The organism is Streptomyces sp. NPDC048606 (assembly GCF_040650855.1).
In the GTDB taxonomy this organism is placed as follows: Bacteria; Actinomycetota; Actinomycetes; order Streptomycetales; family Streptomycetaceae; genus Streptomyces.
Genome location: NZ_JBEZIB010000028.1, coordinates 16,937 through 30,487 on the forward strand (window position 1 = coordinate 16,937; position 13,551 = coordinate 30,487).

11 protein-coding genes, 1 tRNA gene and 1 riboswitch are annotated in these 13,551 nt (G+C 73.7%); of the genes, 5 read left to right on the forward strand and 7 right to left on the reverse strand.

Features of this window, described 5'->3' with window-relative positions:
* The first annotated feature begins 14 nt into the window (after window positions 1-14).
* Window positions 15-2,795 carry a CocE/NonD family hydrolase gene (locus tag AB0D01_RS27085; RefSeq protein WP_363059640.1) on the forward strand — a complete coding sequence of 927 codons (2,781 nt, stop codon included), beginning with the start codon at window positions 15-17 and terminating at the stop codon, window positions 2,793-2,795.
* The gene (locus AB0D01_RS27090) at window positions 2,792-3,658 is read left to right on the forward strand and encodes an ABC transporter permease (RefSeq protein WP_363059642.1); all 867 of its coding nucleotides are present in this window, start codon (window positions 2,792-2,794) and stop codon (window positions 3,656-3,658) included. Before AB0D01_RS27085 ends, AB0D01_RS27090 begins: the two co-directional genes overlap by 4 nt.
* A gap of 124 nt (window positions 3,659-3,782) precedes the next feature.
* On the opposite strand, the gene AB0D01_RS27095 is transcribed toward AB0D01_RS27090, so the two are convergent.
* The 3 genes from AB0D01_RS27095 to galT form a co-directional block, all read right to left on the reverse strand.
* Window positions 3,783-4,727 (reverse strand): aldo/keto reductase, encoded by a 945-nt coding sequence (locus AB0D01_RS27095; protein ID WP_363059644.1) that lies wholly within the window; start codon window positions 4,725-4,727, stop codon window positions 3,783-3,785.
* A gap of 336 nt (window positions 4,728-5,063) precedes the next feature.
* The gene (gene galK / locus AB0D01_RS27100; RefSeq protein ID WP_363059646.1) at window positions 5,064-6,248 is read right to left on the reverse strand and encodes a galactokinase; all 1,185 of its coding nucleotides are present in this window, start codon (window positions 6,246-6,248) and stop codon (window positions 5,064-5,066) included.
* On the reverse strand, window positions 6,245-7,300 hold the full coding sequence (gene galT, locus AB0D01_RS27105; RefSeq protein WP_363059648.1) for a galactose-1-phosphate uridylyltransferase: 1,056 nt from the start codon (window positions 7,298-7,300) through the stop codon (window positions 6,245-6,247). The genes galK and galT overlap by 4 nt, the downstream gene beginning before the upstream one ends.
* 226 nt (window positions 7,301-7,526) lie before the next feature.
* On the opposite strand from galT, the gene AB0D01_RS27110 reads away from it, so the two are divergent.
* Window positions 7,527-7,910 carry a VOC family protein gene (locus tag AB0D01_RS27110; RefSeq protein WP_363059650.1) on the forward strand — a complete coding sequence of 128 codons (384 nt, stop codon included), beginning with the start codon at window positions 7,527-7,529 and terminating at the stop codon, window positions 7,908-7,910.
* A 31-nt stretch (window positions 7,911-7,941) separates the two neighbouring features.
* On the opposite strand, the gene AB0D01_RS27115 is transcribed toward AB0D01_RS27110, so the two are convergent.
* From AB0D01_RS27115 to AB0D01_RS27125, 3 genes are read right to left on the reverse strand one after another with little or no spacing between them, the layout of a single operon-like run.
* Complete coding sequence (locus AB0D01_RS27115) at window positions 7,942-8,721, reverse strand: ABC transporter ATP-binding protein (protein ID WP_363059652.1); 780 nt, start codon at window positions 8,719-8,721, stop codon at window positions 7,942-7,944.
* Window positions 8,718-9,743, reverse strand: coding sequence for an iron ABC transporter permease (locus AB0D01_RS27120; protein WP_363059654.1), 1,026 nt, complete (start codon window positions 9,741-9,743; stop codon window positions 8,718-8,720). The genes AB0D01_RS27115 and AB0D01_RS27120 overlap by 4 nt, the downstream gene beginning before the upstream one ends.
* Window positions 9,740-10,735, reverse strand: coding sequence for an ABC transporter substrate-binding protein (locus AB0D01_RS27125; protein ID WP_363059656.1), 996 nt, complete (start codon window positions 10,733-10,735; stop codon window positions 9,740-9,742). The genes AB0D01_RS27120 and AB0D01_RS27125 overlap by 4 nt, the downstream gene beginning before the upstream one ends.
* Window positions 10,736-10,768: 33 nt before the next feature.
* Window positions 10,769-10,903: riboswitch (cobalamin riboswitch) on the reverse strand.
* Window positions 10,904-11,074: 171 nt separating this feature from the next.
* On the opposite strand from AB0D01_RS27125, the gene AB0D01_RS27130 reads away from it, so the two are divergent.
* Window positions 11,075-11,506: a VOC family protein gene (locus AB0D01_RS27130; protein ID WP_363059658.1), complete on the forward strand. Its 432-nt coding sequence runs from the start codon at window positions 11,075-11,077 to the stop codon at window positions 11,504-11,506.
* A 90-nt stretch (window positions 11,507-11,596) separates the two neighbouring features.
* On the opposite strand, the gene AB0D01_RS27135 is transcribed toward AB0D01_RS27130, so the two are convergent.
* A tRNA-Trp gene (locus tag AB0D01_RS27135) sits at window positions 11,597-11,670 on the reverse strand.
* Between the two features lie 227 nt (window positions 11,671-11,897).
* On the opposite strand from AB0D01_RS27135, the gene AB0D01_RS27140 reads away from it, so the two are divergent.
* On the forward strand, window positions 11,898-13,547 hold the full coding sequence (locus AB0D01_RS27140) for a GMC oxidoreductase (RefSeq protein WP_363059660.1): 1,650 nt from the start codon (window positions 11,898-11,900) through the stop codon (window positions 13,545-13,547).
* Window positions 13,548-13,551 lie beyond the last annotated feature (4 nt).

Below are 13,551 nucleotides of genomic sequence, written 5' to 3' on the forward strand. Positions count from 1 at the left end.
TTAGGGTTCCCGGTATGAAGCTACGACTGCCCCGGCGCCGCCGGGACCGGCTGCTCTCCGGCGCCGCCGCCCTCGCCGTCCTGGCGGGCGCCGGGACCTGGACGGCGGTGGCCGCCGGGGAAGCCCCGGCGGTGCACCGTCAGGACCAGGTCCTCGACCTGCCCGGCGCCGCCATCGACACCTCCTACTTCACGGCCGCCGCGGCCGGGGACGCCGACGGCCGACGGCCCGCCGTGCTCCTCGGGCACGGGTTCGGCGGCAGCAAGGAGGACGTCCGGGCGCAGGCGGAGCGGCTGGCCCGGGACGGGTACGCCGTCATGACCTGGTCGGCGCGCGGTTTCGGCCGCTCCGGCGGGGCGATCGGGCTGAACGACCCCGAGCACGAGGTCAAGGACGTCTCCGCGCTGGTCGACTGGCTCGCGAAACGGCCCGAGGTGCGGCTCGACGCGGACGGCGACCCGCGCGTCGGCGTCGCCGGGGCCTCCTACGGCGGGGCGGTCTCCCTGCTGGCCGCCGGGTACGACCGTCGGGTGGACGCGATCGCCCCGCAGATCACCTACTGGAACCTGGCGGACTCCCTCTTCCCCGACGGCGTCTTCAAGAAGCTGTGGACCGGGATCTTCTTCACGACGGGCGCGACCGGGGGCCTGCGGACGGACGGGCCCGCACGGACGGCGCCCGACGACGCGCCGGCCGACGCCCCGCCGGCCGACGCCCCGCCCGGACGGGCGGAGGCCTCGGGCCGGGGCCCGGCCGCCGCCTGCGGGCGGTTCGAGCCGGCGCTGTGCGCCATGTACGAACGCGTCGCGGTGGCGGGCAGGCCGGACGCCGAGGCCCGCGAACTGCTGGAACGGCGCAGCCCCTCCGCCGTGGCCGACCGGATCAAGGTGCCGACCCTGATCGTGCAGGGCCAGGACGACTCCCTCTTCCCGCTGGGCCAGGCCGACGCCATGGCGAAGGCCATCGCGGCCAACGGGGCGCCCGTCTCCGTGGACTGGGCGGCCGGCGGGCACGACGGCGGCATGCGCGACGCCGACCGCGTCGAGGCCCGCGTGGCGTCCTGGTTCGACCGTCACCTCAAGGGGGACGAGGGCGTCGACACGGGACCCGCGTTCCGGGTCTCGCGCACCGGCGGCATCGACTCCACCGACGGCCGGATCATGGTCCGCGGCGCGAGTTCCGACCGCTACCCCGGACTCGACTCCGACCCCCGGGCCTTCGCCCTGGAGGGTCGGGAGCAGACCTTCGCCAATCCGGCGGGCGGCACCCCGCCGTCCATCTCCTCGCTGCCCGGCATCGGCGGTGGGCTCGCGGCGCTCGGCACCGGGCTCTCCCTGGACTTCCCCGGGCAGCACGCCGCCTTCGAGTCGCGGCCGCTGACGGAGGAACTGCGGATCACCGGGACGCCGACCGTCACCCTCGACGTGAGGTCGACGGCCGCCGACGGCTCCGCCGTGCTGTTCGGCAAGGTGTACGACGTCGGCCCGGACGGCCGGCAGCAGGTGCTGCCGCACCAGCTGGTGGCCCCGGTACGGGTGGAGGACGCCGCGGCGGGCAGGACCGTGCGGCTGCGGCTGCCGGCCGTGGACCACGCCGTCCAGGCCGGACACCGGCTGAAGCTGGTGGTCGCCGCCACCGACCTCGCCTACGCCTCCCCCGCCGCCCCGGCCTCCTACACCGTCGCGGTGAAGGGCCCGCTGGAGGTGCCCGTCGCGGACGGCGTACGGTCCGCCCCGGCCGGGCTGCCCGCCTGGACCTGGGCGCTCCCGCTCGGCGCGGTGGCCCTGGCCGCCGCCCTGCTCGGCATCCGCCGCACCGGCGGGGGCCGGGGACCGGCGCGGACACCGGCGGCCACGGCGGGCCACGACCCCGCGCTGGCCGACGTACCGCTGGACATCACCGGGCTGACGAAGCGCTACGCCAAGGCCCGCGACCGCTACGCCGTGCGCGACCTGTCCTTCCGGGTGGAGAAGGGCCAGGTGCTCGGTCTGCTCGGGCCCAACGGGGCGGGGAAGACCACGACCCTGCGGATGTTGATGGGGCTGATCACCCCGGACGCCGGGGAGATCCGGGTGTTCGGCCACGCGATCCGTCCCGGCGCCCCGGTCCTGTCGCGGGTCGGCGCCTTCGTGGAGGGCGCCGGGTTCCTGCCGCACCTGACGGGTCGGGCCAACCTGGAGCTGTACTGGCAGGCCACCGGCCGGCCGGCCGAGGACGCGCACATGGCCGAGGCCCTGGAGATCGCCGGCCTCGGCGACGCCCTGGAACGGGCCGTGCGCACGTACTCGCAGGGCATGCGCCAGCGCCTCGCCATCGCCCAGGCCATGCTGGGCATGCCGGACCTGCTGATCCTGGACGAGCCGACGAACGGTCTGGACCCGCCGCAGATCCGCGAGATGCGCGACGTGATGATCCGCTACGCCGCCGGCGGACGGACCGTCATCGTCTCCAGCCACCTCCTGTCGGAGGTGGAGCAGTCCTGCACCCACCTGGTGGTCATGGACCGCGGGCGCCTGGTGCGGGCGGGCGAGGTAGGCGAGATCACCGGCGGCGGGGACACCCTGCTGGTGGGCGTCGACGGGCCGGTGGACGAGACGGTCGTGCGGAAGGTCGCGGCCCTGGAGGGCGTGGCCTCGGCGGTGGCCGCCGAGGAGGGGCTGCTGGTGCGGCTGGACGGGTCCTCGCCCGCCGCGCTGATCGTGGCACTCGTACGGCTGGAGGTACCGGTGACCTCGGTGGGACCCCACCGACGGCTGGAGGACGCCTTCCTCACCCTGATCGGAGGAACGGCATGAGCGCCGTGCAGGAGACCGCGCCCGGCTACCGGGCGGGGCACACGCTGCCGCTGCGCGTGGAGGCGCTGCGCCAGTGGCGCCGGCGCCGGACGCTGGTGATGGCCGGGGTACTGGCCGCGCTCCCCTTCGTCATGATCATCGCGTTCGCGGTGGGCGGCGGACCCGACGGCGACCGCGGCGGGGACAACGGCCGGATCAGCATGATCGACACGGCGACGGCCTCCGGCGCGAACTTCGCGGTGACCTGCCTGTTCGTGTCGGCCGGGTTCCTGCTCGTGATCCCGGTGGCGCTGTTCTGCGGGGACACGGTGGCCTCGGAGGCCGGCTGGTCCTCGCTGCGCTACCTGCTGGCCTCGCCCGTGCCGAGGGCGCGGCTGCTGTGGAGCAAGCTCGTGGTGGCGCTGGCGTTCAGCCTCGCCGCGATCGTGCTGCTGCCGGTGGTGGCGCTGGCGGCGGGTACGGCCGCGTACGGATGGGGGCCGCTGCGGCTTCCGACGGGCGGGGAGTTGGCCGCCGGGGACGCGCTGCCGCGCCTGGCGCTGGCCGTGGCCTTCGTCTTCGTGTCGCAACTGGTCACGGCCGGGCTCGCGTTCTGGCTGTCGACGCGGACCGACGCGCCGCTCGGCGCGGTCGGCGGCGCCGTCGGCCTGACCATCGTGGGCAACGTCCTGGACGCGGTGACCGCGTTGGGGTCGTGGCGCGAGTTCCTGCCCGCGCACTGGCAGTTCGCCTGGGTGGACGCCCTGCAACCGCAGCTGGAGTGGGGCGGGATGGTCAAGGGCGCGGCCGTGTCGTTCTCGTACGCGGTGGTGCTGTTCGCGCTGGCGTTCCGCGGGTTCGCCCGCAAGGACATCGTGTCGTAGGGCGGGCCCCCGCCCGGGAGGGGCGCGTACGGCGAAGCCGTCGGGGAGGTCGCGGACCTCCCCGACGGCTTCGCCGTGTGCGGGCCGGGGCGTCAGGTGCGCCGGGCCGCGCGCGGCGCGGCGTTCACGCGGAGGGGGTGACGGCGTCGATCTCGGCGAGCAGTGCGGCGTCGAGCGGCCGGTCGGCGACGGCGGCGTTGGCCCGGCTCTGCTCGGCGGAGGTGGCGCCGGCGATGACGGAGGCGCAGCCCGGCTGGGCGATCAGCCATCCGATGGCGAGTTCCAGCAGGGTGCGGCCGTGCTTCTCGCCGATCGCGGCCAGGGCTTCGACGGTGTCGAGGCGCTCGTCGGTCAGGTAGGAGTCGCGTCCTTCGAGGCGGGAGCCGGCGGGCACCGGGGCGCCCCGGCGGATCTTGCCGGTGAGCAGGCCGTTGGCGAGGGGGAAGTAGGGCAGGACGCCGAGGCCGTGGCGCAGGGCGGCGGGAACGAGGTCGCCCTCGACGGCCCGGTTGAGGAGCGACCACTCGTTCTGGGCCGAGACGAAGGGGGTCGCCCCGATCCCGGCGGCGACCTCGGCGGCCTCGGTGACCTGCGCGCCGGTGAGGTTGGAGTGTCCGATGGCGCGGACCTTGCCCTCGGTGACGAGTTCGCCGAGGGCGCCGAGGGTTTCGGCGATCGGGGTGGACGGGTCGGGGCTGTGCAGCTGGTAGAGGTCGATGTGGTCGGTCTCCAGGCGGCGCAGGGACTCCTCCACGGCGTGGCGGACGTAGCCGCGTCCGCCGCGCGGTCCGACGGCGGGGCCGTAGCCCATGTCGACGCCGTCGTAGCCGAACTTGGTGGCGAGGACGACCCGGTCGCGGCGGCCCTTGAGGGCCTGGCCGAGGTGGCTCTCGGAGCCGCCGCGCCCGCCGTAGATGTCGGCGGTGTCGAGGAAGGTGACGCCCGCGTCGAGCGCGGCGTCGACGACGGAACGGGTGGCGGCGGCGTCGAGGCGACCGCCGAAGTTGTTGCAGCCGAGGCCGACGACGGACACCTGAAGGCCCGAATCACCCAGGGGGACGTGGCGCATGGGACGACTCCTCCGTACTCGCTCGCCCGTCGTCCGACGGCGACGGTTCGGGTGATCATCCTAGGGCGGCTCGCGGGGCCGGGAAGGACCCTTCCCGGCCGGCCCGCACGGCGGCCGGCACGGCGGCCGGCGCAGGCGGCGGACGCAGGCCGGTCGACACGGCGGCCGGCGCAGGTGACCGACGGAGGCCCGTCTGCGCCGGCCGGTCGTCGCAAGCCGGCCTGCGCCGACCGGCGTACAAGCCGCCCGGCGCGGCGGTCAGCGCAGGCCGCCCGGCGCCCCGGTCACCGCAGGCGGCCCGCACGGCGGCCGGCGCGGGCCGGCGCGGCGCGGCGGTCAGCGCAGGCGGGCGGCTCCCGGGGCGGGGGCCGCGGTGGTGACGCGGGGCGGGGCGAAGTCGGCCCGGTGGAAGGCCCGTGTCAGCGCCCGGGTCACCTCCGGGGCCGCGTCGGCGTCGATCAGCGCCAGCGCGGAGCCTCCGAAACCGCCGCCGGTCATCCGGGCCCCGTACGCGCCGGCCGCCTCGGCGGTGGCGACGGCGAGGTCGAGTTCCGGGCACGAGACCTCGTAGTCGTCGCGCAGGGAGGCGTGTCCCCGGCCGAGCAGCGGGCCCGTCTCGCGCAGCCGTCCGGCGCGCAGCAGTTCCGTCACCTGGGCCACGCGTTCGTTCTCCGTCACCACGTGGCGCACGCGGCGCCGGTCGGTGGCGTCCGCGAGCCCGGCGAGGGCCGGTTCCAGGTCCGCGTACGGCAGGTCGCGCAGGGCGGGCAGGCCGAGCGCGGCGGCGGCCCGCCGGCAGGAGGCGAGCCGTTCGGCGTAGGCCCCGTCGGCGAGGTCGTGGGAGACGCGGGTGTCGATGACGAGCAGGGCCAGGCCGGCGGCGGCGCAGTCGAAGGGCACGTGGGCCGTCCGCAGGGTCCGGGTGTCCAGGTGCAGGGCGTTGCCCTCGGTGGCGCAGGCGGAGGCCATCTGGTCCATGACCCCGCAGGGGACGCCCACGTACGCGTTCTCCGCGCGGCGGGCGAGCGCGGCCAGCTCGGGGCGGGTCGGCGCGAGACCGTACAGCTCGGTCAGGGCGAGGGCGGTGGCCACCTCCAGCGCGGCGGAGGAGGACAGCCCGGCGCCGGTCGGGACGGTGGAGCGCACGTGCAGGTCGGCGCCGGTGACGGGCTCGCCGCCGCCCCGCGCGCCCGGCGCCCGGGCGGACTCCAGCAGGGCCCAGACCACGCCGGCGGGATAGCCGGCCCAGCGGGCGGCGCCGCGCGGGGGGCGGGCCGGGTCGAGGTCGGCGAGCTCCAGCGTGACCACCCCGCCGGGGACGTCGGCGGAGTGCAGGCGCAGCAGTCCGTCGGTGCGGCGGGCCACCGCCACCTCGGTGCGCTGCGGGAGGGCGAAGGGCAGGGCGAAGCCGTCGTTGTAGTCGGTGTGTTCGCCGATCAGGTTGACCCGGCCGGGCGCCGCCCAGACCCCCTCGGGCGGGACGCCGTACAGCTCCAGGAACTCCGTCTCCGTGCGGCTCACGGGCTCGCCACCTCCCGCAGTCGGGCGGCCGCGTCCTCGGGCCGGACGTCGTTCATGTAGGCCTCCATGCCGGACTCGGTGCCGGCGAGGTACTTCAGTTTGTCGGCGGTGCGCCGGACGGTGAACAGCTCCAGGTGCAGGGCGAAGTGCTCCCGTTCCGCTCCGGCCGGCGCCTGGTGCCAGGCGGAGACGTACGGCGTCGGGTCGGGCCGCGCGAACAGCCGGTCGAAGCGGCGCAGCAGCTCCAGGTAGAGGCGGGGGAACTCGGCGCGGGCCGCCTTGCCGAGGGCGGGCAGGTCGGGCACCCGGTGGTGCGGGTAGAGGTGGACCTCGTAGGGCCAGCGGGCGGCGTAGGGGACGAAGGCGCTCCAGTGCTCGCCTTCGAGGACCACGCGGGTGGTCGCGGCGGGCGCGGCGCGTTCGGCGGCGAGGACCTCCTCGAAGAGGTTGCCGCCGGTGCGGGCGCGGTGGGCGGCGACGGTGTCGACCATGCGCGCGGTGCGGGGGGTGACGAAGGGGAGGGCGTAGATCTGGCCGTGGGGGTGGCCGAGGGTGACGCCGATCTCGGCGCCGCGGTTCTCGAAGCAGTAGACCTGCCGCACTCCCGGGCGGGCGGAGAGTTCGGCGGTGCGGTCGGTCCAGGCGGCGAGGACGAGGGCGGCGCGTTCCTCGTCGAGGTCGGCGAAGGAGGCGTGGTGGTCCGGGGTGAAGCAGACCACCTCGCAGCGGCCGGTGTCGCCGGCGAGGGAGGGGAAGCGGTTCTCGAAGACCGCCACCTCGTAGTCGGGTGCCGGGACCTCGCTCGCGCGGTCGGGCGTGGAGGGGCACAGCGGGCAGTCCGCGGCGGGGGGCAGGTGGGTGCGGCCCTGGCGGTGGGAGGCGATGACGACGGGGTCGCCGAGCAGGGGGTCGCGGCGCACCTCGGAGGCGGTGGCTCCGGCGGCGAGGGGGCGGCTGTCGGGGACGGCCCGGGTGGCTGCGTCACCGGTGTCGGCGGTGTCGTAGTAGAGGATCTCGCGGCCGTCGGCGAGGTGGGTGCGGGTGCGCTTCACGGGCGGATCCTCTCACCGGAGGGTGCCGACCGTACCGCGAACCGGGGCGGGGCGGCGTTCCCCGCCCCGGGGCCGGGCGGCGCTGCGGCCCGCGGGCCGGCCGGCCGGATTTCGGTGGACTTCCGCCCGGGCGCCTGTTTACGATCACGACGACGGCGTCGCGTGTCGGTCACCGACCGGGTGAGGCATGGAGGCGCCGTGACGTGCCTTTCGGAGGCATCCACTCATGTCGGTACAGCTGAACCACACGATCATCCACTCCCGTGACAACCGGGAGTCCGCCGAATTCCTCGCCCGGGTCCTCGGGTTGGAGGTCGGTCCCGAATGGGGCCCGTTCGTCCCCGTCACGACGGACAACGGCGTCACCCTGGACTTCGCGACCGTCGGTGCGGGCGAGCCCGTCACCGTGCAGCACTACGCCTTCCTCATCTCGGAGGAGGAGTTCGACTCCGCCTTCGAGAAGATCAAGGAGGCGGGCGTCGAGTTCTTCGCCGACCCGCACCGCAGGCACCCGGGCGAGATCAACCACAACGACGGCGGCCGGGGGGTCTACTTCATCGACCCCTCCGGCCACGCCATGGAGATCATCACCCGCCCGTACGGCGGCTGATCGGCCCCGCGCCCCGGGCCCCGGGGCACGCTCAGGGCAGGTAGACGATGTTCGGGACGCCCGTCGTCGGATGCGGCGCTACCTCGGCCCGCACTCCGTAGACCTCCTTCAGCAGCTCCGGGGTGAGGACCTCGGCCGGCGGGCCCGCCGCCACCACCGTGCCGCCCGACAGGACGTACAGCCGGTCGCAGAAGAAGGCGGCCAGGTTGAGGTCGTGCAGGACGAGCAGGCCGGTGGCGGCGAGTCCCCGGACCAGTGCGAGGACCTCCAACTGGTAACGGATGTCCAGGTGGTTGGTCGGCTCGTCGAGGGCGAGGAGCCCCGGCTCCTGGACGAGGGCGCGCGCGACGAGCACCCGCTGGCGCTCGCCGCCGGAGAGTTCGCCGAAGGCGCGCGCGGCGAACGCCGCCATCCCCACGGTCTCCAGCGCCTCGGCCACCAGCCGCCTGTCCCCGGGCCCGTCCTGTTCCCAGAACCGCTTGTGCGGGCTGCGCCCCATGGCGACGACCTCGTGGACCGTCAGTCCGAAGGTCCCGTCGGCGTCCTGGGGGACGACCGCCACGACGCGGGCGCGTTCCTTGACGCCCAACTCCCCGGCGTCGAGCCCGTCGAGGAGCACGCGGCCGGCGGTGGGGCGCAGCGCGCCGTGGACGCAGCGCAGCAGGGTGGTCTTCCCGCTGCCGTTGGGGCCGACCACGCCGACGGTCTCGCCGGGCCGGGCGGCGAGGTCGACGCCGTGCAGCAGGGTGTGTCCGTCGACCTCGTAGCGCAGGGCCTCGACGGCGAGGGCCGCGGGACGGCGGGCGGTCATCCGGTGATCCCTTCGGTACGGGTGGACCGGCGCAGCATCCACAGCAGGAACGGCCCGCCCACCAGTGCGGTGACCACGCCCACCGGTATCTCCTCCGGGGCGGCGGCGGTCCGGGCGAGCAGGTCGGCCAGGCTCAGGAAGACCGCTCCGGCCAGCGCGGACACCGGCAGCAGCGCCCGGTGGCCGGCGCCGACCACCATCCGGGCGGCGTGCGGGACCATCAGGCCGACGAAGCCGATCGCCCCGCTGTAGGCCACCAGCACCCCGATGACCAGGGAGGTGAGGACGAAGACGCCGGCCCGGAAGCGGCCGGCGTCCAGGCCGAGGGTGCGGGCTCCCTCCTCCCCGGCGAGGAGCAGGTCGAGCGGCCGGGCGAGGGTGACGAGCAGGGCGGTGCCCAGCAACAGGGCGACCGCCGGCAGGGCGAGTTCGTCCCAGCGGGCGCCGCCGAGGCCGCCGAGGGTCCAGAACAGCACGGAGCGGACCTGGTCGGGCTGGGCGGACAGGACGAGGATCAGGCTGGTGAAGGCGGACAGGACGTACTGGACGGCGACGCCGGCGAGGATCAGACGTCCGGTGGTCATGGTCGTGCCGCGTCGGGCGAGGGCGTAGACGGCGACGAGGGCGACCAGGGAGCCGACGAAGGCGGCGAGGGGCAGGCCCACCCCGCCGAGGATCCCCACCGCGCCGAACACGATGACCAGGACCGCTCCCGCCGAGGCGCCCGAGGAGGCGCCGAGCAGGAAGGGGTCGGCGAGCGGGTTGCGCACCAGGGCCTGGAGCACGGTGCCGCAGACGGCGAGCCCCGCGCCGACGACCGCTCCGAGGAGCACCCGGGGCATCCGTACGTCCCACACGATGGAGCCGAAGGCCCCGCCGCCGGGCCCGGGGCCGGCGCGCAGGATGTCGAGCACCTGCCCCGGGGGGATCCGTACGGGCCCCAGGGCGAGGCCGGCGACGGCCGAGGCGAGGAGCGCGACGGTCAGCAGGGCGAGGACGGTGGCGGTTCGGCGCCGCCTCACGCGGCGTCGGGGTGCAGCTGGGACCCCAGGGACTCGACGGCGTCGGCGACGCGGACGCCGAGCACGGCGGAGGACAGCGGCAGGACGACGAACTTCCGGTCGCGGACGGCGGGGACGGAGGCGAGCGCCGGGTCGTTCAGCAGGCGGCGCTTCTTCTCCTCGACGGTGGTACCGCCGTAGTCGTAGATCAGCACGACCTGGGGCGCCCGCTCGATGACCTTCTCCCACGGGACGTCGCCGAAGGTGTCGTTCAGGTCGGCGAAGACGTTCGTGCCGCCCGCCAGGGAGATGATCTCGTTGCCGATGCCGTTGCCGCCGGAGGTGAAGGCGGAGCCCTCGCCCGAGTCGTAGACGAAGACGGACGGCCGGGTGCGGTCCTTCACGCGTGCGGTGACGGCGTCGATGCGGCGCTGCTCGTCCGCGATCAGCGCGTCGCCGCGCTCGGGTACGCCGAAGGTGCGCGCGACCTCGCCGATCTCGGTCTTCAGTTGGCCGACGCCCACCGGGCCCTGGGTGCAGTACTCCACGCTGAGGCGGGTGTTGACGCCCGACTTCGCGAGGCCCTCGCGGTCGCGGCCCTGCCCCTTGTCGAAGGCGCTGGCGTAACCGCCGTACACGAAGTCCGGGTTGGCGCCGAGGAGCACCTCCTTCGAGGGGTACTCCCGTGCCAGCACCTTGATCTTGTCGTAGGCCGGCCGGTAGGCGGGCAGGACCGAGTCGTCGAGGTAGGCGGTACCGGCCATCCGGTCCTGCAGCCCGAGGGCCAGCATGATCTCGGTGGCGTGCTGGTTCATGGTCACCGCACGCTGGGGCGGGGCCTGGTAGGTGGTGCTCACCCCGCAGTTGGTGACGGTGTACGGGAACCCGGGCGCGGCCTTCGGGGCCTCACCGGCCGTCGGGTCGGACTTCCCGGACGAGCCGGAGCACGCGGCGAGCGGTATGAGCAGAGCGAGCGGCAGGAACGCGCGCAGGGCGGCGCGGGAACGCGACATGGCGGAGCCTCTCCGGGGGATCCTCGTCCCCGGTCGAAGTGGAGGCGGCGCGGCAGTGTCTGACTCCCGAACCCCGGAGGGGGCTCGGTCACAGTGGCGGGACCGCACCGGATTCACACCGGCTTCCTGACCTGCGCAGCCTGGGACAACGCGACCAGTCTGCCAGACCTCCCGATCACCCCCGCCCCCCACCCGCACCCCTTACACCGATGCGCGCACGCGCCCCGGTACGCCGGAAGGCCCGCGCCGGCGGCTGCCGCTCGCGGGGGCCGTCCTCCCGGCGACGTGTGGATCCACCCGCCCAGGGGAGATGGGCAGGACCCCTGTTATCGTGCGCCGATGTCAACGATCAAGCACTTCCAAGTGACCTTCGACTGCGCGGAGCCCGCGCGCCTCGCCGCCTTCTGGTGTGAGGTCCTGGGGTACGTCGTACCGGCGGTCCCGGCGGGCTTCGCCACGTGGGAGGAGCACCACCGCTCGCTGCCGCCCGAGGACGAGATCTACTTCGCGTGCGCCGACCCCTCGGGTGTGGGTCCGCGCCTGCTCTTCCAGCGGGTTCCCGAAGGCAAGGTCGTCAAGAACCGGGTGCACCTTGACGTGCGGGTCGGCACAGGGCTCGTGGGTGACGAGCGCCTGGCCACGCTAGAGGCCGAATGCGCACGGCTGATGGCGCTCGGCGCGAATCACGTGCTGACGCAGCGCGCTGATGGCGTCAACGAGTCGTGCATCACGATGCAGGACATCGAGGGCAACGAGTTCTGCCTCTGCTGATTCTCGTTCCCACGCCGCAGCAACGCGAACGCCCGGGTGAGAGGGGTCCTCTCACCCGGGCGTTCGGCGTGAACGCGCGGTTCACGAGGGCAGGGGCGGCGGGATTCGAACCTGCGGCCTACGGTTTTGGAGACCGTTGCTCTGACCAGCTGAGCTACACCCCTTCGGTGGGACCAACGATGACACGTCGCGGCCCGAAGATCCACTCGATTCGGGGGTGGACGCGAGGGAATTCGGATCGCCCGCGCGGCGAGGGAGCCGGTCGCGGTGGTTCGGCACCGGGTGAACCAGGAGGCGGAACCAGCCACAAGTTACCGCGCCGCGTGTAGTGACTTACCAGGCAATCGACAGTAGAACTTGTTCTCACTCCGCCGAGAGTGAGGAAGGTCACATGAGTGACAAAAGCCTGCACAGCAAGGTATCCAAGGGTGTTTCCCGACGTGGATTCATAGCTGGAACTGGTTCCATTCTTGGGGCCATGGCGCTGTCGGTCAACGCCACCCCCGCCCAGGCGCGCACCAGCGGCGCCGCCGCGGACTCGCCCATCGGCTCCGGCGTCCGGGTCCCGGTGTTGATCATCGGGAGCGGCTACGGCGGCTCGGTCGCCGCGCTGCGGCTCGCCCAGGCCGGTGTCGACGTCCACCTGATCGAGATGGGCATGGCCTGGGACACCCCGGGCAACGACGGCAAGATCTTCGCCAACACCACCAAACCCGACTACCGCTCGTACTGGTTGCGCACCCGCACCAAGGCCCCGCTCAGCAATTTCCTCGGGTTCCCCATCGACAAGGACGTGCCGAAGTACACCGGCATCCTGGACGCCGAGGAGATGGGAGGGATCATCGTCTACCAGGGCCGCGGGGTCGGCGGCGGCTCGCTCGTCAACGGCGGCATGGCCGTCACGCCCAAGCGGCAGAACTTCTCCGCCATCCTCCCGACGGTCGACGCCGACGAGATGTACGACACCTACTACCCGCGCGCCAACGCCGCGCTCGGGGTGGGCCTCATCGACCCGAACTGGTTCGACACGGTGGACTGTTACCAGTTCGCCCGCGTCGGCCGCAAGCACGCCCAACGCTCCGGCTTCCCCTTCGTCTTCGTACCCGACGTGTACGACTGGGACTACATGAAGCAGGAGGTCGCCGGGACCGTCCCCAAGTCCGCGGTCGACGGCGAGATCCTCTACGGCAACAACGCCGGCAAGAAGTCGCTGCAGAAGACCTACCTGGCCGCCGCCCGCGCGACCGGCAAGGTCACCGTCTCCCCCCTGCACCGGGTCACCACCGTCTCCCCCTCGGGCGGTGGCGGCTACACGGTCGTCATCGAGCAGTTGAACACCTCCGGCGGCGTCGTCACCACCAAGACCGTCACCGCCGACCGCGTCTTCTTCGCCGCGGGCAGCGTCGGCACGAGCAAGCTGCTGGTGCGGCTGAAGGCCACGGGCGCCCTGCCGAACCTGAACGACGAGGTCGGCAAGGGCTGGGGCGAGAACGGCAACGTCATGTGCGGCCGCGCGAACCACATGTGGGACCCGACCGGCAAGGTCCAGGCCTCCATCCCCTGCGGCGGCATCGACAACTGGGACGCGGGAGGCGCCTTCGCCGAGGTGGCGCCGCTGCCGACCGGGATCGAGACGTACGCCTCCTTCTACCTGTCGATCACCAGGAACCCCCACCGCGCCGAGTTCACGTGGAACGCCGCCGCGGGCCGGGTGGACCTGAACTGGCAGACCACCTGGAAGCAACCCTCCATCAACATGGCGAAGACCATCTTCGACCGGATCAACTCCAAGGAGGGGACGATCTACCGGACCGACCTCTTCGGCACCAACAAGATCTGGGGCGACCACCTCACCTACCACCCCCTCGGAGGCGCGGTGTTGGGGAAGGCGACCGACAACTACGGTCGGCTGCACGGCCACCCGGGTCTGTACGTCATCGACGGAGCGCTGATCCCCGGCAACACCAGCGTCAACCCGTTCGTGACCATCACGGCGCTCGCCGAGCGCAACATCGAGAAGATCATCGCCACCGACCTCTGACGGA

Excerpts from the sequence above, each read along its gene's own strand:
- AB0D01_RS27085 (WP_363059640.1), top strand. The coding sequence starts at position 15 with ATGAAGCTACGACTGCCCCGGCGCCGCCGGGACCGGCTGCTCTCCGGC.
- AB0D01_RS27090 (WP_363059642.1), top strand. The coding sequence starts at position 2,792 with ATGAGCGCCGTGCAGGAGACCGCGCCCGGCTACCGGGCGGGGCACACG.
- AB0D01_RS27095 (WP_363059644.1), bottom strand. The coding sequence starts at position 4,727 with ATGCGCCACGTCCCCCTGGGTGATTCGGGCCTTCAGGTGTCCGTCGTC.
- AB0D01_RS27110 (WP_363059650.1), top strand. The coding sequence starts at position 7,527 with ATGTCGGTACAGCTGAACCACACGATCATCCACTCCCGTGACAACCGG.
- AB0D01_RS27115 (WP_363059652.1), bottom strand. The coding sequence starts at position 8,721 with ATGACCGCCCGCCGTCCCGCGGCCCTCGCCGTCGAGGCCCTGCGCTAC.
- AB0D01_RS27125 (WP_363059656.1), bottom strand. The coding sequence starts at position 10,735 with ATGTCGCGTTCCCGCGCCGCCCTGCGCGCGTTCCTGCCGCTCGCTCTG.
- AB0D01_RS27130 (WP_363059658.1), top strand. The coding sequence starts at position 11,075 with ATGTCAACGATCAAGCACTTCCAAGTGACCTTCGACTGCGCGGAGCCC.
- AB0D01_RS27140 (WP_363059660.1), top strand. The coding sequence starts at position 11,898 with ATGAGTGACAAAAGCCTGCACAGCAAGGTATCCAAGGGTGTTTCCCGA.